The 22,116-nt window shown below is 63.9% G+C and carries 19 protein-coding genes; 7 read left to right on the top strand and 12 right to left on the bottom strand.

The features are described from left to right. Nucleotides 1-46: 46 nt before the first annotated feature. The 3 genes from V9K97_RS19970 to V9K97_RS19960 all read right to left on the bottom strand — a co-directional run bounded on the left by V9K97_RS19970 (nucleotide 47) and on the right by V9K97_RS19960 (nucleotide 2,499). Nucleotides 47-895, bottom strand: a complete 849-nt coding sequence (locus V9K97_RS19970; protein ID WP_337320172.1) for a siderophore-interacting protein — start codon at nucleotides 893-895, stop codon at nucleotides 47-49. A 15-nt stretch (nucleotides 896-910) separates the two neighbouring features. Continuing rightward, nucleotides 911-1,480 carry a PadR family transcriptional regulator gene (locus tag V9K97_RS19965; RefSeq protein ID WP_126746121.1) on the bottom strand — a complete coding sequence of 190 codons (570 nt, stop codon included), beginning with the start codon at nucleotides 1,478-1,480 and terminating at the stop codon, nucleotides 911-913. A gap of 191 nt (nucleotides 1,481-1,671) precedes the next feature. Further along, the gene (locus tag V9K97_RS19960) at nucleotides 1,672-2,499 is read right to left on the bottom strand and encodes an HDOD domain-containing protein (RefSeq protein WP_337296685.1); all 828 of its coding nucleotides are present in this window, start codon (nucleotides 2,497-2,499) and stop codon (nucleotides 1,672-1,674) included. 231 nt (nucleotides 2,500-2,730) lie between these two features. Here V9K97_RS19960 and V9K97_RS19955 point away from each other — a divergent pair, with 231 nt between their 5' ends. Both V9K97_RS19955 and V9K97_RS19950 read left to right on the top strand, forming a co-directional pair. After that, entirely contained in the window at nucleotides 2,731-4,248 is a 1,518-nt protein-coding gene (locus V9K97_RS19955; RefSeq protein WP_337320171.1) for a ComEC/Rec2 family competence protein, read from the top strand. A 191-nt stretch (nucleotides 4,249-4,439) separates the two neighbouring features. Beyond that, the gene (locus V9K97_RS19950) at nucleotides 4,440-5,588 is read left to right on the top strand and encodes a YaaC family protein (protein ID WP_337320170.1); all 1,149 of its coding nucleotides are present in this window, start codon (nucleotides 4,440-4,442) and stop codon (nucleotides 5,586-5,588) included. 87 nt (nucleotides 5,589-5,675) lie between these two features. Here V9K97_RS19950 and V9K97_RS19945 read toward each other — a convergent pair whose 3' ends face one another. The 5 genes from V9K97_RS19945 to V9K97_RS19925 all read right to left on the bottom strand — a co-directional run bounded on the left by V9K97_RS19945 (nucleotide 5,676) and on the right by V9K97_RS19925 (nucleotide 13,053). After that, a complete protein-coding gene (locus V9K97_RS19945) occupies nucleotides 5,676-7,415 on the bottom strand; it encodes a hypothetical protein (protein WP_337320168.1) in 1,740 nt (579 codons plus the stop codon). Beyond that, a complete protein-coding gene (locus V9K97_RS19940; protein WP_337320167.1) occupies nucleotides 7,412-9,160 on the bottom strand; it encodes a hypothetical protein in 1,749 nt (582 codons plus the stop codon). The genes V9K97_RS19945 and V9K97_RS19940 overlap by 4 nt, the downstream gene beginning before the upstream one ends. 488 nt (nucleotides 9,161-9,648) lie before the next feature. Next, the gene (locus V9K97_RS19935; protein ID WP_337320165.1) at nucleotides 9,649-10,983 is read right to left on the bottom strand and encodes a sulfatase family protein; all 1,335 of its coding nucleotides are present in this window, start codon (nucleotides 10,981-10,983) and stop codon (nucleotides 9,649-9,651) included. 17 nt (nucleotides 10,984-11,000) lie between these two features. Continuing rightward, the gene (locus V9K97_RS19930) at nucleotides 11,001-12,005 is read right to left on the bottom strand and encodes a Bug family tripartite tricarboxylate transporter substrate binding protein (RefSeq protein ID WP_443303773.1); all 1,005 of its coding nucleotides are present in this window, start codon (nucleotides 12,003-12,005) and stop codon (nucleotides 11,001-11,003) included. Nucleotides 12,006-12,060: 55 nt separating this feature from the next. Then, the gene (locus V9K97_RS19925) at nucleotides 12,061-13,053 is read right to left on the bottom strand and encodes a Bug family tripartite tricarboxylate transporter substrate binding protein (protein WP_337320164.1); all 993 of its coding nucleotides are present in this window, start codon (nucleotides 13,051-13,053) and stop codon (nucleotides 12,061-12,063) included. A gap of 122 nt (nucleotides 13,054-13,175) precedes the next feature. Between V9K97_RS19925 and V9K97_RS19920 the strand changes: the two genes are divergently transcribed. Together V9K97_RS19920 and V9K97_RS19915 are read left to right on the top strand one after the other, a co-directional pair. Next, nucleotides 13,176-13,706, top strand: coding sequence for a MarR family winged helix-turn-helix transcriptional regulator (locus tag V9K97_RS19920; RefSeq protein WP_337320162.1), 531 nt, complete (start codon nucleotides 13,176-13,178; stop codon nucleotides 13,704-13,706). Next, on the top strand, nucleotides 13,703-14,932 hold the full coding sequence (locus V9K97_RS19915; RefSeq protein WP_337320160.1) for a DUF418 domain-containing protein: 1,230 nt from the start codon (nucleotides 13,703-13,705) through the stop codon (nucleotides 14,930-14,932). The genes V9K97_RS19920 and V9K97_RS19915 overlap by 4 nt, the downstream gene beginning before the upstream one ends. Here V9K97_RS19915 and V9K97_RS19910 read toward each other — a convergent pair. From V9K97_RS19910 to V9K97_RS19900, 3 genes are read right to left on the bottom strand one after another with little or no spacing between them, the layout of a single operon-like run. Further along, nucleotides 14,908-16,005, bottom strand: coding sequence for a mechanosensitive ion channel family protein (locus tag V9K97_RS19910; RefSeq protein WP_337320158.1), 1,098 nt, complete (start codon nucleotides 16,003-16,005; stop codon nucleotides 14,908-14,910). The two genes, V9K97_RS19915 and V9K97_RS19910, sit on opposite strands and share 25 nt — an antisense overlap. Then, nucleotides 16,002-18,236 (bottom strand): FUSC family protein, encoded by a 2,235-nt coding sequence (locus tag V9K97_RS19905; RefSeq protein WP_337320156.1) that lies wholly within the window; start codon nucleotides 18,234-18,236, stop codon nucleotides 16,002-16,004. The genes V9K97_RS19910 and V9K97_RS19905 overlap by 4 nt, the downstream gene beginning before the upstream one ends. After that, a complete protein-coding gene (locus V9K97_RS19900; RefSeq protein WP_258501358.1) occupies nucleotides 18,236-19,297 on the bottom strand; it encodes an inositol monophosphatase family protein in 1,062 nt (353 codons plus the stop codon). Before V9K97_RS19900 ends, V9K97_RS19905 begins: the two co-directional genes overlap by 1 nt. Before the next feature lie 121 nt (nucleotides 19,298-19,418). Here V9K97_RS19900 and V9K97_RS19895 point away from each other — a divergent pair, with 121 nt between their 5' ends. From V9K97_RS19895 to V9K97_RS19885, 3 genes are read left to right on the top strand one after another with little or no spacing between them, the layout of a single operon-like run. Further along, on the top strand, nucleotides 19,419-20,150 hold the full coding sequence (locus tag V9K97_RS19895; protein WP_337320154.1) for an RNA methyltransferase: 732 nt from the start codon (nucleotides 19,419-19,421) through the stop codon (nucleotides 20,148-20,150). 58 nt (nucleotides 20,151-20,208) lie between these two features. Continuing rightward, entirely contained in the window at nucleotides 20,209-21,000 is a 792-nt protein-coding gene (gene cysE, locus V9K97_RS19890; RefSeq protein WP_258501334.1) for a serine O-acetyltransferase, read from the top strand. 14 nt (nucleotides 21,001-21,014) lie between these two features. Further along, entirely contained in the window at nucleotides 21,015-21,551 is a 537-nt protein-coding gene (locus V9K97_RS19885) for a DUF4256 domain-containing protein (RefSeq protein WP_337320152.1), read from the top strand. 43 nt (nucleotides 21,552-21,594) lie between these two features. Here V9K97_RS19885 and cadR read toward each other — a convergent pair whose 3' ends face one another. Continuing rightward, nucleotides 21,595-22,071, bottom strand: coding sequence for a Cd(II)/Pb(II)-responsive transcriptional regulator (cadR, locus tag V9K97_RS19880; RefSeq protein WP_258508061.1), 477 nt, complete (start codon nucleotides 22,069-22,071; stop codon nucleotides 21,595-21,597). Nucleotides 22,072-22,116: the final 45 nt, after the last annotated feature.

Raw genomic sequence — 22,116 nt, 5'->3', positions numbered from 1 at the left:
TGCCCCCATCCCAACCTTCCCCCAGAGGGGGAAGGAGCAATGCAGATTACTCGTCGTGCGTGTCGTGTGTAGCCGCGGCACCGCGGCGCCAGTAGCCTGAAGCGCGAACCCACTTCGGATTGGCGCCTCGCTCGCCCACCAGGTGCGCGCGCAGGGCCTTCGCAATGGCCGACTCGCACCCCACCCAGGCGTGAAAGTCGCCCGCCGGCAGCTTCATTGCCTTGAGCGCATCGAGCAGCACCGGGCTCAGCCCCGGTTCAGCGCCCTTGCGGTGCACCCATTGCAGCGTGAGCTCAGCCTGCGTTTCGAACGGCACCTGGTCCGCCTCGCTGCCGACCTCGGCCAGCACCACCACGCGCGCACCGGCCGGCAACTCGGCCAGGCGCCGTGCGATGGCGGGCAGGGCGGTGTCGTCGCCGATCAGCAGGTGCCAGTCGAAATCGGTCGGCACGATGAACGAGCCGCGCGGCCCGCCCACGCCGAGCATGTCGCCGGGCTTGGCCTGTTCGGCCCACCGGGTGGCGGGGCCGGCCTCGTGCAGCGCGAAGTCGAGCTCCAGCGTGTTGGCCTGCGCGTCGTAGCGGCGCGGCGTGTAGTCGCGCATGGTCGGCCGGCCGCCTGCGGGCCACACCGGGCCTTCAGGCCCCACGGTAGGCAGCGTGAGCTTGCCGGTCGCGGCATCGGGAAAAAAGATCTTCGCGTGGTCGTCGAAGCCCAGGCTCGTAAAGCCCGCAAGGTCATCGCCGGTGAGCGTGATGCGGATCAGGTGCGGCGTAACGCGCTGCACCGTTTTTACCGTGAGCTGCCGAAAACGAAGCTCGTGCCGCACGCGGCGCGGCGTGCGGTCGGGCGGGGAAGAAGAAGCGGGAGATGTGTCGGTCGAGAAGTCGGTCATTTCAGAAAAAGCTTTCTAGATGCGTTCCAGTTGCTGGGCGGCGCTGTCGAGCACCGCGGCGAAATCGTGGGCTTGTTGTTCTGTGAGGGGCGGGCCCGAAAGGCGCATGCGCATGGCGAGCTTCAGGTTCTCAATAGCGCGCGTCACCTGCGGCGGACGCCCGCCGCGCGGGCCGGCACCGTCTACGCCGCCGTTCATGCGGGCCATCATCGCGTCGGCCGTGTCGCTGTTGGCGGCCAGAAACTCCTGGCCGCTGGCCGTGATGCTGTAGCGCTTGCGCCCGCCGGTGTCGGCAGTTTCCACGCTCAGGTAGCCCATTTCTTCGAGCAGCGTGAGCGTGGGGTACACCACGCCGGGGCTCGGCGCATAGCTGCCGCCCAGGCGGTCTTCAATGGCCTTGATGAGTTCGTAGCCGTGGGCCGGCTTGTCGGCAATGAGCCGCAGCAGCACAAAACGCAGGCCGCCATGGCCGAACACCCGCCCGCCGCCGCGTCCGCCACGGCCACCCGAAAGGCCGTCTTCGTGCTCGCCGCGGGGCGTGTGGCAGTGGTGGTGATGGTGGTGGCCGAAGTGGGGGTGTCGCATATCGATGTCCTCTCGAAGTATGTCGAAATTATTTTCGATATATCTAAAAAAGTCAAACGACTGTGCCTGCCGCATCGTCGTGCGGCACCGTTCAAGGCTCGGCCAGGGGGAGGGGAGAGAAGAAGGCGCTGGCCGAAGCCAGCAAAACGGGGCGGCAGGGCGCCACCCGTCAAAGGACGATCAGCCGACGATCAGGCGATCATCGATTCCAGGTCGGACGCCAGCTCGCGGGGCGCCGGCATGTCTTGCATCACGTCTTCAGAAATGCCAATGGCATCCGCTGACTGGGCAGGCCACATGTGCTGCGAGTCGCCAATGCGCAGGCCTTCGCGCTCCAGCGCCACGCGCCAGACGGCAAGGTGCAGCACATTGGCCAACGGGTCGACCTGCTCGGCCTCCATCGGGTTGGCAAAGCAAGAGAGGGCGCTGATGAACTCGGGCGCAAACTCCCAGCGGGCAGCCAGCCGGGCGCCCACTTCGCCATAGTGAAAGCCGAACTTCTGCCGTTCGACCTCGAGCCGGCCCATCATGTCGAACGGGTGCACGGCGTTGAGCTTGGCCATTTGCTCCTTCATGGCACCGGCCATGATCAGGTGGCCGATGGCGTGCATGCTGCCCACGGTGAACGCAAGGCTCTGGTCCACGCTGCGGGTCTTGCCGGCAAGGTAGCGGGCCACCGCTGCCACGCGCAGGCTGTGCGACCAGAAAGACGGCAGATGCACCCCGTCGACCTTGCGGAACGTGCCCGTAAGGCCAGAGCTCACCACCAGCGAGCGGATCGACGAGAAACCCAGCAGCTGGATCGCGTCTTGGATCGAGAGGATTTTGCGGCGCAGCCCGAAGTACGGAGAGTTGGCCATGCGCAGCACCCGGGCCGTCAGCACCTGGTCGAGCTCGACCTTGCGTGCAACCACGGGAATAGAGGCGTCCTCGTTGCGCAAGAGCTCGATCAAGTCGAACACCACCTTGGGCACCGTGGGAAGCAAATGGCTTTCGGCAAACAGTTCGTCCAGGGTCATGGCGATCTCAGGCTGTAGTTTTCGCTGCCCGGAATTGTGCTGCAACTATAGTGTTACATGTTGATGTCTTCAGGGATCGGGTCAACTCCCATAGTCCGAATGCAGACTTCCAGCAACAAAGCCGCCATTGTCCGGAGCCGCCTGCCTATTGCCATACCGCTTTTGAGTGATGCGCCTGCACCCCCGCACTGCTAAAAGTGCGGGATTCGTCAAAAAAGAGGGAGCGGGCGCATGGCAGCACACCGATTCGTCAATTTGCGCGCGGACGGAAGCCCCGTTCACCTCTTCGACGACAAGAAGAAAAAGATCCGCGAAGTCATCTGGGGCGACTTCCTCAAGGTCAAGAAAGACCTTGGCGATGGCTGGCTCGAAATCGACTGGGCCGCCCGTTCGCCCACCAAGCGGCGCACCCTCTACATCCCCAAAGAAGACACAGTCGCCCGCCGGCCGCTCGAAATCATCTTTGTCGACGTGGGCCAGGGCGACGGTGCCGTGCTCATCTCGCCCGAGACCGGCGGCGATGAACGCATTGTCGTCATCGACGCCGGAGAGGGCGGCAACATGCGCGCCTTTCTTGCCGCCAGGTTTCAGACCTACCGCGGCTTCGACTTTGCCGCCGCCGTAATGACGCACCCCGACAGCGACCATTACCTGGGCTTCAAGGACATCTTTGCCGACCCAGGCATCGGCTCTGGCACCGTGTATCACAGCGGCCTTGTCGAGCGGCCCGTGAGCGGCACGTGGGAAAAGCTCGGCGGCAAACCCGTGAAGGAAAACGGCGCATCGGTTGCCTACATTGGCGACCTTGCCGCCGACTACGCCACCGTGAAGACCATCTTCGGAAACGCGGGCACCACCCACCTCTTTCCGCAAGTCATGAAGGCCGCGCTAAACAACCCGAAGATCCAGGACATCTGCATGCTCTCGGCCCAGCACGCGGCCATGGAAGACGACACCGCCTGGATGCCCGGCTTTGCCCCGTCGGACGACCGCGGCTACACCATACGCGTGCTTGCGCCCGTGGTTGAAGAAGGCCCCGACGGCACCCCCGCGCTGCGGCAGCTGGGCTCATACAACGAAACCAAGAACGGCCACTCCGTCATCTTGCGGCTGCAATACGGCAAGTTCAGCGTGCTGTTCGGCGGCGACTTGAACGAAGGCGCCGAAAAATTCTTGCTGCAGCACTACACCGGCACTGCGGATAACAAGTTTCCGAAAGCAGGCACGCCCGCCTACGACGACATGGTGACCAAGGCGCGAGACACCTTCAGGTCAGACATCATGAAGTCTTGCCACCACGGCTCCGAAAAGGTCACCGATGCGTTTCTGGACGCCGTCAATCCGGCTGCCTTCATCATTTCGTCAGGAGATGAAGAGGGCCACATCCACCCCAGGCCCGACTTGCTCGGCCGCCTGGGCCGCTTCGGCCGCGGCGGCGCACCGGTCATTCTTTCGACCGAGCTCCAGCGCTCTTCACGCGCCATGGAGAACAAGAACTCCGTCGACGCGCTGATGGCCGGCATCGACAAGCTGGCGGCTAGAACGCTCTCGCAAGACAAGGTTGCGCAGTTGAAGGCCGATGTGAAGCAACTCGCGCGCAGCAACGTCGAGGTGTATGGCGCGATCTATCTGAAGACCGATGGGGAGCGGCTGATTACGGCATTCCGCATTGAGGCTAAGTCGGAGGTTGAGAAGTGGTTTTATTTTCGGTATCGGTTTGAGGGGGATGTGCTGGTTCGGGAGGATTGAGGGGCGGTGGTATGTGCATCGAACAAGGTAGCTGACTCGGAGTTCCGGTGTGCAGCGGATGTGGCCCGTCGACCGCGAGCTTTGTCTTGATCTACTGGCCTTTCCAAAGTGATAAGTCACGCTCAGTTTCGCCACGAGTCGTCCGCCGGACGAAATCGCCGCTTCGATGATTGCTTACTAAGGGGACGAAAATGAAACTTGCAGCTCCGCGCGTCGGCGAAAGGCTACGCGTCAACAACAAGTTGATCCCCTATAGCTTCTGGCCGATCAAGCTTGGACCTAAGGGCAATGCGAGTCTCCAGACTCTTCTCTTTTCGCTTGACCCTTGGTCGATCATTGATCAAGCCATCAAGACTTCGTGTCCTCTGGCTAACCGGCCCGAGGCTCTCGCGTGCACTCGGCAGGCCCGCGATTTCTACGAGGGTGCGGTTGACTCTCAGCGCGTTTCCGCTAGGCCTTTGTCTCTGTACTACTGCTTCATGAATCTCGTGAAGGCGTTCTGTCTCACCAAAGGCGCGCAGACGACTTTCGACAAAGCGAAACATGGCTTGTCAGAGATGCTGCGACCTGCGAACCGCGAGCTAACAGATGCGTTTTTGCGAGCTTTTCCAAGTCCGAATGCTAAAGGTGATCTGCAGAATTTCTCCGAGTTCATGGCGGTGCTGAACAGTGCCGGACTTGCTGCACAAATCGACTACGATCTTTCGGTTCTGCTGCCTCAGATACTTCCAGGTCATCGGCTGTGGTCATCCGCGGCGAACAAGAAGGAGCGCTTCGTTGCGATCCACGAGATCAGAACTTTTGTCAGCAAGACCACAAGGGAGCTTTGGCTTGGGCTGTATTTTGTTGCTGATGATCTCTCGAGGATCGGTGTCACCCACAAGAAATTCTTGGCCGAATCCGGCTTGGCAGCTTCGTTCGTTCAAGTCGCCTGCAGTGAGACCGACGGCTCCGGTCGCTCGCTGGTCAGCTTCCAGCAAAAGGTCCCAATCGTCAGCTCCAACACAAAATACGGAAATTCGCTGCAGCAACTCTTCGACACAGCACGACCCTTCCTTTGGGCTACCGTTGCGACTATCCCGCCGTACCGAAGACACTACGTTTATTTGCGGCCACCTGCCGAAGCGGCGCAGACGGTTTCGCAACTACTTTCGATATACGCGGTGGCTTACTATCTAGGATCGATAACACGCTATCGGCCACATCACTTCCCACTCATCACTGACGGGCCATTCGGTCCTCGTGTTCAGGATTTCATCACGGGTCAGCCGCAGCAGTTTCTCTACCTCTTGGCCTCGGAATTCAGCCGCCGAGAAATTGCCAAACCCTCGATCCTCTAACTCCAGTCGACTTGCGCCGTGGGCCGTTACCAGGCTTGTAGGGATAGCTCCTGAAGCGAGGCCGCATGGTGACCGGTTCTTGTTCGTTCAGTCATCAGCGCCTATCTGCTCGGCCATCGATGTGGGCTCGTCGCGCAGGTGGTACCACATAGACGCGGGAACCGGCGTGCGAAAGTGCCGGCAGGCTACAAAATCAATGGCCCACAATCCCGCCTGCAGCGCCGGTGAGGTCTCCTCCCACTTAAGGCGGCCGCTGGTGTTGAACTTGGTGATTCGGTCCCGCAGGTCTTGTGCGCTCGCTGGAAGAAGGTAGGGTGCTTCGCTGCTTCCCCGTTCGTGGTGTGCGGGACCGTAGTACCACCCAGCGCTCCAATTCAACGGAGGATGCCAAAGTTGGCTGCCTACCTCAGGGTAACTTTGCGCATGGCCCTTTGCGATCGTTTCATACATATCGTCCAAGCCAAGCATGACGCTCCAAGAAGCGATAGTCGCCAGAAGCCAAGAACATTGTTTCAACAGCTTTTTCAGTTCGTCGCCTGGGCCTACTTCTAGCTCGACTAAATCGTCTAATGAATCAGTGCCGACGGGGAACATCCTGTCCAGTGTGAACGCAAAGTTCATGCGCCCGGCGATTTCGGCTGCCCACCAACGCGCGGTGTCAAAGCGGCCACATTGCGTCAGAAGCACCAAGGCCAAGCAAACGTCGACGACGTGCCCATCCAACCGGGGCGAGGCGGCTGCCGGATGGTTGCGCAGCAGATTCTCCAGCGCGTCTGCCATCGATTCCCTTTGATCTTCGCCATCGGGCGTCGCGTGGCCGGTCATTACCATTGATAGCCCGATTGACGCGAGCAGCCCCACTTGCTCAAGCAGGGTGATGGCGTACTCTGCGCCTTCGCGGGTATATCCCGACAAGCCATCTTTGATCCGGATGTGCCTCTCAACCCGATCGTGGTAACGACGCGCCGCAGCGAGGTACGATTCCCAGATGTCACGGATTGCCAGTTGGATGTCAGCGTCATCATGCAGTCGCTGCAGTACTGCGCGGTGGAAACTCCAGAGCACGGTACGTTCCATGACCCATAGTGCCTGACGGCGCTCGCCTTCCGCGTCTGCCCAGTACGAGCAGACAAGGGCAGCTAGATGCACCCGACGCAAGGCCTTCAATAGCGTCGCCGGCGACTGGTTCAAACCGGTATCCGACAACTGGCCGTCCGCGGTTAGCCCTAGCTGACGCAGCATTAACCGGCACAAGTCGTCGAAGCGATAGTCGCTGTCGGCGCCCATAACAAGAGATTTGCGCAGATCCGCGCGATCTTGTCCGTCGAAGAGGTGCTCGTTCAACAAGTGCGACTCAATGAGGTCCGACACTCTATCGGCTCCCCAGAACTCGAAGCGCAGTTGCCGATGCCTGTTCGTGTACCCCGCCCAGTTCGCTTGGACCTCCTGTCCGAGATCGCCGGTGGTCGCAACGATGACGACCTTACGGTGATTCTCGTAACCAAGTGGCACGTGACTGGCGAGGTACACATCAATGATTTCGTCCATGCTTGGTCGCACAGCGTTGTGGTCTCCGTCCCATGTTCGCCGACCGATGTCGCCTTGCTTGATGACGAACAGCAACAGTTCGTCTATTCCGTCTGCAGGCGACTTCCCGGCTGCGGGAAAGTCCACGCCGAACTGGCGGACGCCTGCTTTCGGCTTCACGAGTGCGATGTAGCCCATCTCCGTTAGGAGCTCGGGTAAAAGGCGATCGAACTCGTCGCGTTCGCGCAGGGTGCGCAGGTAATGCGACAGTGCAAGGCGCATCGGGTTGCCTGCGCTCATGCATCACCTCGCTTCGCCACACGCAGCGTGTGCATCCGGTACGCATTGCCTACTGAGTCCAAGCTCTCCCGGCGAGGGAACTCGACGGAAATTGAGTGAGATGTGAAGTGCATCGGTTGCGAGAACTCGTTTTGCACGTATTGAAAAGAGCTTTCTCCCGCCTTGACGTGCACGGTGGACATCAGTTGCGTCAGCGCCGAATTTTTGCGTCCTTCGCGCATCGAATTTTCCATCTGCTTGGCGCGCGCCTTTTGAAATTCACGTCGCACGGCGCGCGGCAGCGCCAATTCGCGCAGGCGTGGTAAGTCGTCAAGATCGGCGAGGTGAGCGTCAAGCTCGGCTGCAATGTCTAGCAGAAGCGTCGTGGTTTCGGGATCGACGGTGCTCCCAACGTGAATGCGTAGCTGCTTAGCCGTAGTGGAGGGGTAGTCGTAGCCAATCTCTTGCAGCAGGAGCCATCTCATCATTGGGTGAACTCGATTCTTCGCATCGGTCACATCGAGCAAAGAGAGGGCGAGTGAGAGCATGTGATCGACTTCGATCAAAAAGCCGAGCACGCGCTTGCCAAGGAACCGAAAATCAGATTCAGTTGCAGTGACCAGCAAAGCTGGGTCGAATCGAAGGCTCGAGCCGCCCCGACGATGGTCCACCCTGGAAATCACGCCCGCGATGGCGGAGGGGAAGGCCAAGCCGTCCTTGAGCATCCACTGGGTGACCATGCGAGCGCTCAAATGAGGTTGCTCCAGGATCTTGTTGGCGCATTGGTCGAATTGTTCAGCGAACCGTCCGTCGCGCCCGCCCTTGGCTTGAGGTTGCGCCGCGACCCAACTTTCGAAAAAGCCAAATACGCCGTCTATGAGCTGCGAGCCCGGCCGCAACAAGGTAGACAGCGTGTAGTCGAGTTCGCTCAGTACACCTGCGTACGTCTCGTCCAGCGCCACACATCGTTGCAGCCATTCGAAGAACACATCAGCGACGAGAAAAGCTTCGGCCTCGCGGGAAAGCGCCCGCACGACATAGGCACGTGCTTCGGCATCACCGCTGTCAATTTGCTTGCGCAGAGCACCGTCAAACCGCCTACGAAGATGGAGCAAAGAGGTCGCGGCCGCCAAACCCGCACGGTGCTCCTGTGCGTCCGCGCTCGAGATTCTGCGCAAGATCAAATCCTCTAGGCGAGTCGCGTGCACAGGCTCGTTGGGCAACTCGGCAAGCATCCGCCCGGCGATCCAGCAGGTGAGGCTGGGCAACGGCGCCTCCACGCGAGTACAAGCGGCGAGCAATTCGCTGGCAGCGGCTTGAGGGTCGATGCCGAACCAAGCCATCCAAGCGGCGCCTAGCAAGTTTCCTCGCGTCTGTGCCGGCGTATCTAGGATCTTTTTAACGAGCGCATGTGCCGTCGCGGGGCGCGGTGCAAGCCATCGCTGTAGGTCGCCGTAGAAAATGCCGGCAGCCATATCGTCTTGCGTCAAAGGCTGCTCAACGTCGCAAAGGTTGATTAGGGCATCAAGATCGAGATCGTCCAAGTGAGGCAGCGCTGCCTTGACTAGGTGTAGCACCTCAAACACCTCTGAAGCGCTCGTCATCCGACATGCGGCAGTGCGCAGCAGATCCTCGTCAGCGTGCGCTGCGGCCAGAAGCCGTCCGCTGGCCAGATCGGCGTGACCGATTTCCTTGCGCCATAGGGCTCGCGCTGCGTTCCAAAGGGTTTCGGAATCGCTGCGGCGCTCACCTAGTTCGGCAAGCACATGCGCGGCGACCGTCTGATTCCGGTCACCTAGCGTCGCAAAGCGTAGCTCGCCTTGGGAGACGGACGCGCCTTGGATTCCAGCGAGCTGCAGATGCGCGCCCGGTGGTATCTCGATTGCGAGGTCTAGGCCGTTCCTGTTGTGTAGCGCGCAAGCTAAGTGACCAACGCTAGCAGGCTCTTCCGGGCCGCAGGTAGTACTGGCGGGTGAGGAGTCAGACATAAACAGTCCCTATCGGAAAGCGGCGAGCATAGACCTTCTTGCATATCCTAGGCTCGCGCACGCTTGCCGACAGGGGCTCTGCGGCAAACAGGGACTGCGGTGCCACGAAGAACAACGTACCGGGGGAGCACACGCGCCAATAGGCAGCGGTCGTTGAAGTGCTTCCTGTCCGACTGACAGTGTTCAAAGGCGCCGTCATCCGAGCTCCGGCACCGGGTGTTCGAGTTCAGCCTCAAGCGGTTGCAGCTCTATGCAGGGCGCACCTCTCACCTCTGCGGCATATCCCTCACCGAATACCCCAAACTAACAGTCGCATCCTCCGGAATCCCAGGCATCGTCGCATTCCACGCCGCCCAGTCCTTGCGCATCGCAGCCAGCCTCTCCGGCTCCTTCTTCCCCAGATTCGCCCGCTCGCGCTCATCCGCCGGAATGTTGAACAGGTACTCGTTCCCGTCCACCTTCAGGTACTTCCAATCCCCGTCGCGCATCGCTTCCTGCCCGCGGTGGTTCATGCGCCAGTGCAGCGGCCGGCGGAAGCTGTGCTTCGCGTCCTTCAGCACAGGCATCAGCGAGACGCCATCGAGCGGGTAGGCTGCATCGGCCTTCACGCCGGCCGCGTCGAGCATGGTGGCGGACCAGTCCATCGTCATGCAGAGTTGCTTGCTCTCGCTGCCCTTGGCGATCACTGCGGGCCAGTGCGCGATCCATGGCACGCGGATGCCGCCTTCGGTCAGGTCCATCTTGCCGCCGACCAGGGGCCAGTTGTCCGAGAAGCGTTCGCCTCCGTTGTCGCTGGTAAACACCACCAGGGTGTTGTCGGCCATGCCGTGCTTTTCTAGCGCGGCCATGATCCAGCCGATGCCTTCGTCCATGTGATGGATCATGCGGCGGTACACATGAATGTTGCCGCCGGCCAGGTCGAACAGGTTGTCTTTGACGGTGGGCGCCTTCTCGGCGTCGTCGCGGGTTTCCCAGGGCCAGTGCGGGGCGGTGTAGTGCAGGCTCAGGAAGAAGGGGGCTTCTTCTTTTTCTTGCTTCTGTTTGACGGCCATGCGTTCCACGTAGTCCACGGCGCGTTTGGAAAGAATGTCGGTCAGGTAGCCGTCTTCCTTCTTGTCCTCTTCGCCAAACCACAGGTCGTGCTGGCCGGTGGAGTCGCAATGGGTGAAGTAGTCGACGCCGCCCGACATGGGCCCGAAGAATTCGTCGTACCCCGAGCGCAGCGGCCCGAAGTGGGGCGGGTAGCCCAGGTGCCATTTACCGATGAGCGCGGTCTGGTAGCCGCCGGCCTTCAGCAATGACGGCAGGGTGGGGTGGTCGGTGGGCAGGCCGAGCGTGGTGCTGCCGCGGCTGCTGCTCCTGATGGGCTCTTCGGCCGCGCCGCGCAGGCGGTACTGATACCGCGCGGTAATCATCGCAAAGCGGGTGGGCGAGCACACGGGCGAGTTCGAGTAGCCCTGCGTGAGCTTCAGGCCGTTGGCGGCCAGGCCGTCGAGCACGGGCGACACGGGGCCGAACGCGGCATCGCGCCCGCCGTAGCAGCCAAGGTCGGCATAGCCGAGGTCGTCGGCCACGATGAAGATGATGTTGGGTCTGGTCATGTGTCGTCTGGAAAGCTTCAGGGCTGGTAGCCGGACTTCTGCACGACGGGCGCCCACTGCGCGCGGTAGGCCTTGAGCATTGCGGCGGTCTGCGCCTGCGTGCTCACCACCGGGGTCATGCCGGCGTCCTTGAACTTGCGCTGCGTGTCCGGGTCTTGCATCACCTCGCGAATCATGTTCGACAGGCGTTCGACCTTGTCCTTGGGCATGCTGGCGGGCGCGAAGAAGGTGTTCCAGCCGGTGGCGGCCAGGTCGAGGCCGGCTTCCTTGAAGGTTGGAATGTTCGGCGCAAAGGGCGAGCGCTTGGCACCGGAGAGGGCGAGGATGCGCAGCTTGCCCGCGTTGTGCTGCGGCAGCACCACGTCTTCGGTGTCGATGGAAATCGGCACCTGGCCGCCGATCAGGTCGTTCAGCAGCGGGGCCGAGCCGCGGTAGCCGATGATCTGCGTCTGCACCTTGGCCTTTTCGCCCACCATCAGGCCGAAGAAGTGCGGCAGGCTGCCGGTGGCGGGCACGCCCACGTTGGCCTGGTTGGGGTTGGCGCGCATCCAGGCGAGCAGGTGGTTCAGTTCGCGCACGGGCAGGTGGGGCGACACAGACAGCGCAAAGTCGTAGGCGTTGACGTGCGACACGGGCACGAAGTCGCGGTCGGGGTCGTAGTTGTTGTCCTTGAAGACGAGGGGCGCCACCACCATCACCGCGGGGTTGGCAAGCATCAGCACGTTCTGGCTGGCGGGGGTGTTCTTGACCTGCTGGGCCGCAAGGCGGCCGCCGGCGCCGGGCTTGTTGTCGACCACCACCGGCACGCCCAGGCGGGCTGCCAGCTTGTCGCCGACGATGCGCGCCACGCGGTCTGTGGCGCCGCCCGGTGCGTAGCCGACCACGATGTGCAGCGGGCTGTCGAGCGCTTGCGCGCTCGCCTGGGGGGCTACGGCGGCCATGGAGGCCATGAGGCCGGCTGCGGCAAGCAGCGCGGCTAGGCGTCGGGTAATGGGCGTGTGGGTGGGGGTGTTGTTCAGCATGTCGGGTTCCTCCTCGTTCAGTCGATCAGTGTCGTTTGGTTGTTCAGTCGTTCAGTCAATCGTTGGCCTGAAAGTTCACGGCCTTCATGATGCCTGCCCAGCGTGCCGTGTCTTCGCGCATGGTCTTCAAAAGCGCCTCGCTGTTGTCGCCCACGGGGTACATGCCGTTCTGCAGCAGTTGCTGGCGCACTTCGCGCGAATTGATGGCGCGGGTGAATTCGGCGCGCAGTTTCTCGACGATGGGCTGCGGCGTTTTAAGAGGCGCGTAGTAGGCAAACCAGGCGGTGGCCACCACGTCCTTGTAGCCGCCCTCCACAAAGCAGGGCAGGTTGGGCATCAGCGGAGAACGCTTGTCGCCACTGGTGGCCAGCACCTTCACGCGGCCCGAAGGCAGCAGCTGCTGCGCGCCGCCAATGGTGTCGAAGTAAGCCGGCACCGAGCCGCCCATCACGTCTTGCCGCGCCGGCGTAGAGCCGCGGTACGGCACATGAACCATCTTGAGCCCGGCCGCGCGGTTGAGCATTTCACCCAAGAAGTGCGAAGGCGTTCCGGCGCCGTAAGAAGCAAAGCTCAGCTTGTCGCCCTGCGCCTTGGCCCAGGCGATGAACTCGGCCAGCGTGTTGGCCGGCACGTCCTTGTGCACGACCAGCGCCAGCTCGAAGCGTGCTGCGTTGATGATGGGCACAAAGTCCTTGATCGGGTCGTACGAAAGCTGGCGGTAGGCGCTTGGAAACATGGTCATCATGCTGGCGGTGCCCAACAGCAGGGTGCGGCCGTCGGGCGCCGCGGTTTTTACCGCTTCCACCGCAATGCGGCCCGCCGCGCCCGACCGGTTGTCCACGATGAGCGGGCCCAGCGTGTCGCGCACCTGCTCTGCAATGGCGCGCGTCAGCACGTCTTGCGTGCCGCCGGCGGGCACGCCAATCAGCACCTTGATGGGCTGGCCCGGCGTGAACGCCTGCGCGTTGGCCAAGGTTGCAAGCGGAGCCAGCGCAAGGCCGCCGAGGGCGGCAACGATCTGGCGGCGGTCGAAATCAGGGCAGGGCATGTCGATGTCTCCGGTTCTCGTTCGGTGGCGCCGGTCGGCTCATGTGCCGGCGCGGCTGCGAACGACTTTAGAGACGCTACATTCGATTGATCTAATCAACCATCCCCCGGACTAACCCCCAAATGACCGCGCCGCGCCGCCCGCTGGACGATTTGCTGCTGTACCGGCTGTCGCGCCTGCTGTCGGTGGCGGGCAGCATGGTCATCCGGCTGTGCGAGGGGCGCTTTGGCATTACCCGGCGCGAATGGCGGCTGGTTGCGGTGCTCGCAAGCCGGGGCGAGCTCAGTTCTTCCGAGCTGGCCGAGCATGCGCAGCTGGACCGGGCCCGCACCTCCAAGGCGGTCGGTTCGCTGGTTGCCAAGCAACTGGTGTCGCGCGTGGTGCGGCCGGGCGACCGGCGGCAGGTGCGGCTGGGGCTCACCGAAAGCGGGCAGGCGCTGTATGAAGAGCTGTTTCCGCTGGTCACGCAAATCAACACCGAGCTGCTGGGCGCGTTGAGCGACGACGACGCGGCGCGGCTCGACGAGTCGCTGCACCGCCTGCACGCCCGGGCGGAACGCATGGTCGAAGAGGCGGTGCTGCCCAAGGCAGACCGCGGCCGCCGCGGCGCGGGTGGTGCCAATCCACCCCTGAAGCCAAGAAAACCTGAATGACGCCCGCCCTGAAAGAAACGACGAACGAACGCCAGCACCTGGTCGATGCGCTGCGCGGCTTTGCGCTGCTGGGCATTTTGGTGGTCAACATCGCAAGCTTCGCATCCACCTACTACGGCCTGGGCATTCCCGATCCGCTGGCTGTTTCGCTGGCCGACCGCAGCGCCTCGTTCGTGCGGGCCTTCGTGTTCGAGACCAAGTTCTACCTGCTGTTCTCGTTTTTGTTCGGCTACAGCTTCACACTGCAGATGCGTGCGGCGGAGCGCGACGGCAAGCGCTTTGCGCCGCGCATGGTGCGGCGGCTGGTGGGCCTGTGGGTCATCGGCGTGCTGCATGCCGTGGTGCTCTATTACGGCGACATCCTCACCACATATGCGGTTCTGGGCGCGGTGCTGCTGTTGCTGCGGCGACGGGGCGATGTGTTCATGGCGTGCGCGGCCATCGGGCTGGTGCTGCTTGTGTCGCTGGCATGGGCCGCCGTTGGCTATCTGGTCACGCATGCGGACATGCGGCTGGCCAACGAAGCCGCCTACGCCGACGCGGCCAGGGCGCTGGCCGCCTACCGTGCCTCGCCGGCCATGGTGATGGTGCAGCACCTGCGCGACCTGTCGCAGGTCTGGTGGATCACCGCGCTGGTGCAGGCACCGGAGGCTCTGGCGATGTTCTTCGCGGGGTTCATTGCCGGCAAGCACGGGCTGCTCGCGCATGCAGAGGCGCATGGCAAGCTGCTGCGGCGGGTGTTGTTCTGGGGCTTGCTCGTCGGCGTGCCGGGTGCGCTGGCCTATGCCTTGCCTGCCATGCGGCTGAATGATCTGTCGCGACAGATCCAAGGCCTGGCGGCCACGCTGCTGACGGCACCGTTCCTGGCTGCCGCTTATGCAGCCGGCATGCTGCTGGTGTTCCAGACCGGGCCTGGCCGCGTGCTGGCGCAATGGCTGGCGCCGGCGGGCCGCATGGCGCTTTCAAACTACCTGCTGCAGTCGCTGGTCTGCGCGTGGATTTTTCTGGCCTATGGGCTGCGGTGGATCGGCACCATCGGGCCGCTTGCAACGTTTGCAGTGGCGCTGGCCATCTTTGCGGGCAACCTGGTTCTGAGCCGCTGGTGGATGCAAAACTTTGCGTATGGCCCCGCGGAGTGGCTGCTGCGGGCGTTCACCAACCTGCAGCTGCCACCGCTGCGCCGCCGCAGCCATGCCGCGGGTCAGCGCGGCGACGGCACGGGCTGAAGCTGCATGTCTTGAGTGTCTTGCCGGCCCGGCTTGCCGTCGCTTTCGATGCGCATCCGGGGCAGGAACTGCGGGTACTCCCGCTGCATGAAGTCGATAAGCCCTTCGCGCACCTTGCAGCGCAAATCGAAGGCAAGGCTCGAATTGCCGGCGGTGCAAAGCACGCGAATCTGCATGGTGCGCTCGGTGGCGTCGGTTACCTGCAGGTTGAAAAACCGGCCGTCCCACTCGGGCGCCGACTTCACGATGCGCTCGACCTCCGCGCGCAGCGGCTGCAGCGGCATGCCGTAGTCGGCATAGACGAAAACCGCGCCCAGCAGCTGCGACGAACTTCGCGTCCAGTTCTGAAAAGGTTTTTCAATGAAGTAGCTCAGCGGCAGGATCAAGCGCCGGTCGTCCCAGATCTTCACCACCACAAAGGTGCCGGTAATCTCTTCGACCCGGCCCCACTCGCCCTCGACCACCAGCACGTCGTCGATGCGAATGGGCTGGGCCAGCGCAATCTGCAGCCCGGCAATCAGGTTGCTGAACACCGGCTTGGCCGCCAGGCCGGCCACGATGCCGATCACGCCCGCAGAGGCCAGCAGGCTCGCACCCACCTGCCGCGCGCCCGGAAAAGTCATCAGCATCATCGCGCCGCCGGCCACCAGCACCATCGACATGGCGGTGCGCGCAAGCACGCGGGTTTGGGTGAGCACGCGGCGCGCGTGCAGGTTGTCTTCCACGTCGTAGGGGTGCTGCGCGAGCACGCCGTCCGCAAAGCCGCTGATGGCCTTTACCGCCAGCCACGTGGTGGCGGCAATCAGCAGCAGGCCGTTGAAATGCCGCACACTGCCTATGAAGCGAAGATCGCTCGGCGCGGCCTGGAACACCAGCAGCAGCGCCAGAAGCGGCAGCACCACCCGGGCCACGGGTTTGCAGTTGATCACCATCGAATGCAGCGCGGGCGCCGGACGGGTGATTCGCATCAGCACAAGGCCGCCGAGACGGTGAACAAGCAGCGCGAGCGGAACGGCAATCACGGCTGCGAGCCAGGTGCCGAACCAGGGGTGGGCAAGCATCTCTTCGGTCATTGAGCGGTGGTCGTGGCTTGTGTCTCCAGGGGTTGAAGAATGCGCGCCGCGTCGTCGCGCAGCTGCGTAGCGAGTGCCGTGGCCAGATCGAGGCGGCGCAGCAGCCAGGGGCTGATGTCGTTGTCGAAGGGGTCTGGCAGGGGAATCGGGCCGCCCACGGTGGTGGAGCCGGGGCTTTCGGGCAGCGTGGGACCGGTGGTGGGCGCGGTGCCGATGGCCGCCTCGATGCGCTGTGCAGTGCGCGCGAGCGGGCCTTCGATTTCGCCCGGGGTGAGCCGGTCGCGCCGCAGCACGAGCATCGATTTTACGGCGCTGAGTTGCGCGAGCAACTGGTAGCTGTGCGCCTGCAGGTGCTCCAGCGGCTCGAGCGGCGGCTGCACCGCACGCGGCTCAGAAAGCGAACGCTGCGTGGCCTGCACCAGCGCCGAGAGGCTGTCGTAGGCCTCGCGGCGCGCAAGCCGCCATTCGAGCTCGGGGCTGCTGTCGACCGCCTGCAACTGGCCCAGGCCCAGTGCCAGGCGTGCATGGCGCGCCTGGGCGGTGAGCGTGCGCGCCACCAGCGCCGGAATCTGCCCGCGTTCCCATGACGGCAGCACATAGCAGAAGCCCCATGCCAGCGCGGCGCCGATGAGCGTGTCGGCAATGCGCTCGAACAGCGCAAAGATGGGCGCGGCGCCGGTGTTGAGCATGTGCGCCTGCAGCAGGCCCAGCACCGTGGCCGCCACCGCGGTAATCAGGTAGCGGCGCACCGCAAAGCTGTGCGCAATGGCCTGCGACACGGTAACAAAGGCCAGCAGCAACAGCGGCGACGGATGCGCGGAGAGCAGCCCCACCGCCAGCACGCAGCCCAGCAGCGTGCCGGCCACGCGGCTGTTGCGCCGCTCCAGCGTTTGCGAAAGGCTGCCGCGCAGCACCACCACAATGGTCAGCAAGATCCAGTAGTCATGCGAACCCCAGGGCAGCGACACCGCAATGGCGTAACCGGCCGCAATGGCCAGCGCGGCGCGAATGGCATGCCGCAGCGGCGGCGCGTCCCAGCTCCACAGCGTGAGAAAGGGCCGCAGCGACCAGTCGGTCGGGCTCACGAACATCTGCCAGTTGGCCCGCACCACGGCCAGGTTGGGCTCGGCATCGCCGCGCGCCATGGCCGAAAGGCGCAGCACCTCGTCGTTGATGTGGCCGATGCGGCTTGCCAGGCCGCGCGCGAGCATGGCGGCGTTGGGGCCCAGCATGCCGTGGCTTGCCACGTGTTCTTCAGCGGGCAGGTGGATGGATGCCAGGCGCGGCCGGCGGTCGGCCACCGCCTCGGGGTGGCGGCCCATGAGCAATGAGTCGCCGAGCGCGGTGGTTTCGTCGGCCAGCTCTTCGAGCACGCGGCGCATTTCAATGAGCGCCTCCGCATGCGCGGGGTGGCTCTTGAGCGCGTCTAGGTCGAGCTCGCTTGCAAGCAGCTGGTCGCGCATTTCGAGCACGATCACCAGCATGGCGGCCAGCCGCTGCCGGCGCGGCGTGCGCGGCGACTCGAGCACGATGTCGCGCGTGGCCTGCAGCTGGTCGGCCAGCGCGGCCTGTTCACGCAACAGGCGGCCGAGCAAGGGGGCTGGGGTTTCGCGGATGTCGCTGGTGTCGTCGCGCGGCGTGAACTGCGTGGCCTCGGTGCGCATCAGTGCGGCCAGCGAATACAGCACGTCTGACACCGACTGCACGCGGTAACGCGCATTGAGCGCATGGTTGGCCAGGTTGGCCCAGATCACGTAGAGGCCGGCGCCCAGGCCAAAGTGCCAGGTGCGCTCCAACGCCTCGGCCATGCCGTTCGGCGCGGGCGTGGCCATCGAGAAAACCATCGAGAACATCACCGCAATGGCAATGGGAATACCGCGCTTGCCCCACGCCATGGCCAAAAAGGCGACGAAAGTGGCGGGCACCAGCACCAGCCCAAGGCGAATGGGCGCGGTGTGCAGCAGCTGCACCAGAAAGAAGAGCGGCAGGCCGATCAGCGGGGCCGGCAGCATCTGGAAGAACTTGCCGCGGCGCGGGCCGGGCAGGTCGGGCGGGGCGGTGACGATCACGCCCACCGCGGCTGCGGAAGCGGCAATGGTGCCGAGCCAGAAATGCGCGCCGGCCGAGATGACCAGCAGGCCGAGCGCAACGCTGAAGCCGTTGGCGACGTACTGGCTCAGCGCAACACGCAGCGCCGCACGAAAGCGAAGGGCGGCACCGGGCCCCTGCATCACTTGGCGGAAGCGTCGCCTTCGGAGGGGCTGCCGTCGGCAGGCGCGTCGCGGCGAATGCGCGTGAGCTTGCGCGACACCGGTGCTGCCGGTGCGGCCGCGGGAGCAGGCGCTTCGCCGTCGAGCGATGCGGCGGGCAGGTCAGGCACCGTGCTGCGCGCATACAGGTCGACCGATTCGTCGGCGTTGGGCCGCGCTGCGGCAGAGACGGCGCGCACGCGGTCGCTGGCGCGCATCTTGTCGTCGATGCCGGCAAACTTGGAATACTTGGCGAGCAGCGGCACCAGCTGGCCGTAGATGCGCGGGGCGCCGGCCAGGCATTCGCGCTGTTCCAGGAAGTCGGGCTCGCCCGTGAAATTGCCGATCAGGCCGCCGGCCTCGGTGACCAGCAGCGAACCCGCGGCCACGTCCCAGGGGTTGAGGCCGGTTTCGAAGAAGCCGTCGGTAAAGCCGGCGGCCACGTAGGCCAGGTCGAGAGCGGCTGCGCCAGGGCGGCGCAGGCCCGCCATGCGGGGCATCATGTCGGCCATGATGGCCAGGTACTGCTTGAAGTTGTCGCCCGTGCGAAACGGAAAGCCGGTCGAAACCAGGCATTCGCTGAGCTTGGTGCGCTTCGAGACGCGGATGCGGCGCTCGTTCATGTAGGCGCCGCGGCCCTTGGTGGCGGTAAACAGGTCGTTGCGGCTCGGGTCGTAGATGACCGCCTGCTCGATCTTGCCGCGCACCGACAGCGCAATGGAAACGCAGTAGACCGGAAAGCCGTGGATGAAATTGGTGGTGCCGTCGAGCGGATCGATGATCCAGACGTAGTCGGAATCTTTTGCACCGTGCTGGGTACCCGATTCTTCGGCCAGGATGCCGTGCCCCGGGTATGCGCCAAGCAGCGTTTCAATAATGGCTTGCTCGCTGGCGTGGTCGACTTCGGTGACGAAGTCGTTGACCTGCTTTTGCGAAATGCGCACGGCCTCGACGTCGAGGGCGGCGCGATTGATGATGGCGCCGGCGGCGCGTGCGGCCTTGACGGCCACATTGAGCATGGGATGCAGGTTGGGGGACGACATTCTGGATTGTGAGAAGAACGGTGGAGGAGGTCCCCTGGAGGCGACCCTGCGGCCCGGCGATGCGGGCGGCGAGAATCGGTCATTTTACCGGCTCCGCCAGTTTCGTGCCTCCAAACCCTCCATGCGCACCCGTTTTATCCTGATCCAGACCAGCCACGCAGGCAATGTGGGCGCCGCCGCCCGCGCCATGAAGACCATGGGTTTCGACGACCTGGTGCTGGTAACGCCCCGGTGGGCCAACGTGCTGCGGCGGGAAGAAACCATCCAGCGGGCCAGCGGCGCGCTCGACGTGCTGAACAACGCCCGCATCGTCGAAACGCTGGACGAGGCGCTCGACGGCGTGACCCACCTGTGCGCCACCGCCATGGTGCCGCGAGACTTCGGCCCGCCCACGCGCACCCCGCGGGAACACCTGGAGCCGCTGGCACAGCAGGGCGACCAGCATGTGGCTTTTCTCTTCGGTTCCGAGCGTTTTGGCATGCGCAATGAAGACGTCTACCGCTGCAACGTGGCCTTGAGCATTCCGACCGACCCGAAGTTCGGCTCTCTCAACCTGGGAGCGGCCATCCAGGTGATTGCCTATGAATGGCGCCTTGCGCTGGGCGGCTACGCGGTGCGCGACGCCACGGCGCCGGTGCAGGCGGCCGATGCGAAGGCGGTGGCGGGCATGCTCGAGCACTGGGAGCGCTCATTGGTGGACATCGGCTTTCTGGACCCCCAGGCGCCGAAGAAGCTGATGCCCCGGCTGCAGCAGCTTTTCAACCGCGCCCAGCCCACGCCCGAAGAGATTCACATCCTGCGGGGCATCGCCAAGGCCATGGCCGACGCCGCAAACGGCCCGCGCAAGGGCTAAAACCCCATCGCGCGTGCGCGAAAGACCGCCGGCTTTAGACTGCGCGGCCCCTATCGATATAACGACAACAAAGGCAGCGATGTTCTCTCGTTTGCGCGCCGACATCCGGTGCATCCTCGAACGCGACCCGGCCGCGCGCAGCGCCTGGGAAGTGATCACGGTCTACCCCGGCTTTCATGCCGTGGTGCTGCATCGCTGGGCGCACGCTTGTTGGACGCACGGGTTCAAGTGGCCGGCCCGCTTTATCGCGCATGTGGCGCGCTGGCTCACGGGCATCGAGATTCACCCGGCCGCCAAGATCGGCGAGCGGGTGTTCTTCGACCATGCCATGGGCGTGGTGGTGGGCGAAACCGCCGAAATCGGCGACGGCTGCACCATCTACCAGGGCGTGACGCTGGGCGGCACCTCGCTCTACAAGGGCGCCAAGCGCCACCCGACGCTCGGGCGCAACGTGGTGGTGAGCGCGGGCGCCAAGGTGCTGGGCGGCTTCGAGGTTGGCGACGGCGCCAAGATCGGCAGCAACGCGGTGGTCATCAAGCCGGTGCCCGCGGGGGCAACGGCGGTGGGCATTCCCGCGCGCATCATTCCGTCGAAGGCGGGCGAGAGCGCCGATGTCGCTGCGCCGCAGAAGTTCTCGGCCTACGGCATCACGCAGGAGGACGACCCGCTCAGCCAGGCCATGCGCGGGTTGATCGACAGTGCCGCGGGGCAGGAGCACCAGATCGCGCTGCTTTGGCAGGCCATCGAGAAGCTGTCCGCGCACCCCGGCACCAAGGACTGCGTGCCCTGCGACGCGGCGCGCGACGAGAGCTTCGAGGCGGAGAAGCTCACCCAGCTCATAGGCAAGTAGCAGAACCAAGAACCATGAAGACGCAAGAACTGCTCCAGACATTGCAAGCCCGCTTCGAGAAGCACATGCAACGCCACAAGGGCGTCGCATGGGCCGACGTTCAGGCAAGGCTCGAAAGCAACCCCAGTGCGCTGAAGTCGATTGGCGCCATGGAAGAAACCGGCGGCGAGCCGGATGTGATCGGCCAGGACAAGAAAACCGGGCAAATCATGTTCTGCGACTGCGCCCCCGAGAGCCCGACAGGCCGCCGGAGCCTCTGCTATGACCGTGAAGCGCTCGACGCGCGCAAGGAAAACAAGCCGCAGGACAGCGCTCTTGGCATGGCGGCCGCCATGGGCATCGAGCTGTTGACGGAAGAGCAGTACCGGGAGCTGCAGAAGCTCGGCAAGTTCGACGCGAAGACTTCCAGCTGGATCGAGACGCCGCCTGACGTTCGCTCACTTGGCGGAGCGCTCTTCGGCGACTACCGCTATGGCAAGGTGTTCGTGTATCACAACGGTGCCCAGTCTTACTACGCGGCAAGAGGCTTTCGCGGGTTGCTTCGCGTGTGAGCACGCGGTCGGTGTGATCGCGCCCTGATCACGTCAGGGCATATCAAGACGAGCGTTTGGCGGATGTGCTGCTGTGCAGCGAGCCGTGCACATGCCCCGCGTGCTGCCCGAAGGGTTCCGTGGCGAGCGTGGCGGTGTCCAACTCTTGCAGGATGCCGCAGTTCTGCGCCGACTCGGCCCCGCAGCATTGCTGGCGGAGCGCCTTCAGCTGCTTTTCCAGCAGTTTCAGTTCCGAGATGCGGGCGGCCACGTGGCCGATGTGGTCGTCCAGCAGCTGGTTGACCTGGCCGCAGTCTTCGCCCGGCGCATCGCGGAACCGCAGCAGGCTGCGGATTTCATCGAGCGTCATGTCCAGCGAACGGCAGCGGCGGATAAAGCCCAGCCGTTGCGCGTGCTCGTCGTCGTAGATGCGGTAGTTGCCTTCGGTGCGCGCCGGTTCGGGCAGCAGCTGCTCGCGCTCGTAATAGCGGATGGTTTCGACCGGCGTGTTCGCGACCTTGGCCAGTTCTCCGATTTTCATGATGCGGCAAGACGAAGTGAAGGAATTTGTCGTTTGACTCTACAC

Source organism: Variovorax sp. CCNWLW186, from assembly GCF_037203865.1.
In the GTDB taxonomy this organism is placed as follows: Bacteria; Pseudomonadota; Gammaproteobacteria; order Burkholderiales; family Burkholderiaceae_C; genus Variovorax.
The sequence above is the reverse complement of the archived record's forward strand: the minus strand, read 5'-3'. Positions and strand labels throughout refer to the sequence as shown.

Coding starts and splice junctions, on each gene's coding strand:
- V9K97_RS19950 (WP_337320170.1), top strand. CDS start 4,440: ATGAAACTTGCAGCTCCGCGCGTCGGCGAAAGGCTACGCGTCAACAAC.
- V9K97_RS19960 (WP_337296685.1), bottom strand. CDS start 2,499: ATGACCCTGGACGAACTGTTTGCCGAAAGCCATTTGCTTCCCACGGTG.
- V9K97_RS19920 (WP_337320162.1), top strand. CDS start 13,176: ATGACCGCGCCGCGCCGCCCGCTGGACGATTTGCTGCTGTACCGGCTG.
- V9K97_RS19885 (WP_337320152.1), top strand. CDS start 21,015: ATGAAGACGCAAGAACTGCTCCAGACATTGCAAGCCCGCTTCGAGAAG.
- V9K97_RS19915 (WP_337320160.1), top strand. CDS start 13,703: ATGACGCCCGCCCTGAAAGAAACGACGAACGAACGCCAGCACCTGGTC.
- V9K97_RS19935 (WP_337320165.1), bottom strand. CDS start 10,983: ATGACCAGACCCAACATCATCTTCATCGTGGCCGACGACCTCGGCTAT.
- cadR (WP_258508061.1), bottom strand. CDS start 22,071: ATGAAAATCGGAGAACTGGCCAAGGTCGCGAACACGCCGGTCGAAACC.
- V9K97_RS19925 (WP_337320164.1), bottom strand. CDS start 13,053: ATGCCCTGCCCTGATTTCGACCGCCGCCAGATCGTTGCCGCCCTCGGC.
- V9K97_RS19970 (WP_337320172.1), bottom strand. CDS start 895: ATGACCGACTTCTCGACCGACACATCTCCCGCTTCTTCTTCCCCGCCC.
- V9K97_RS19945 (WP_337320168.1), bottom strand. CDS start 7,415: ATGAGCGCAGGCAACCCGATGCGCCTTGCACTGTCGCATTACCTGCGC.
- V9K97_RS19930 (WP_443303773.1), bottom strand. CDS start 12,005: ATGCTGAACAACACCCCCACCCACACGCCCATTACCCGACGCCTAGCC.
- V9K97_RS19955 (WP_337320171.1), top strand. CDS start 2,731: ATGGCAGCACACCGATTCGTCAATTTGCGCGCGGACGGAAGCCCCGTT.
- V9K97_RS19905 (WP_337320156.1), bottom strand. CDS start 18,236: ATGCAGGGGCCCGGTGCCGCCCTTCGCTTTCGTGCGGCGCTGCGTGTT.
- V9K97_RS19910 (WP_337320158.1), bottom strand. CDS start 16,005: ATGACCGAAGAGATGCTTGCCCACCCCTGGTTCGGCACCTGGCTCGCA.
- V9K97_RS19900 (WP_258501358.1), bottom strand. CDS start 19,297: ATGTCGTCCCCCAACCTGCATCCCATGCTCAATGTGGCCGTCAAGGCC.
- V9K97_RS19965 (WP_126746121.1), bottom strand. CDS start 1,480: ATGCGACACCCCCACTTCGGCCACCACCATCACCACCACTGCCACACG.
- V9K97_RS19895 (WP_337320154.1), top strand. CDS start 19,419: ATGCGCACCCGTTTTATCCTGATCCAGACCAGCCACGCAGGCAATGTG.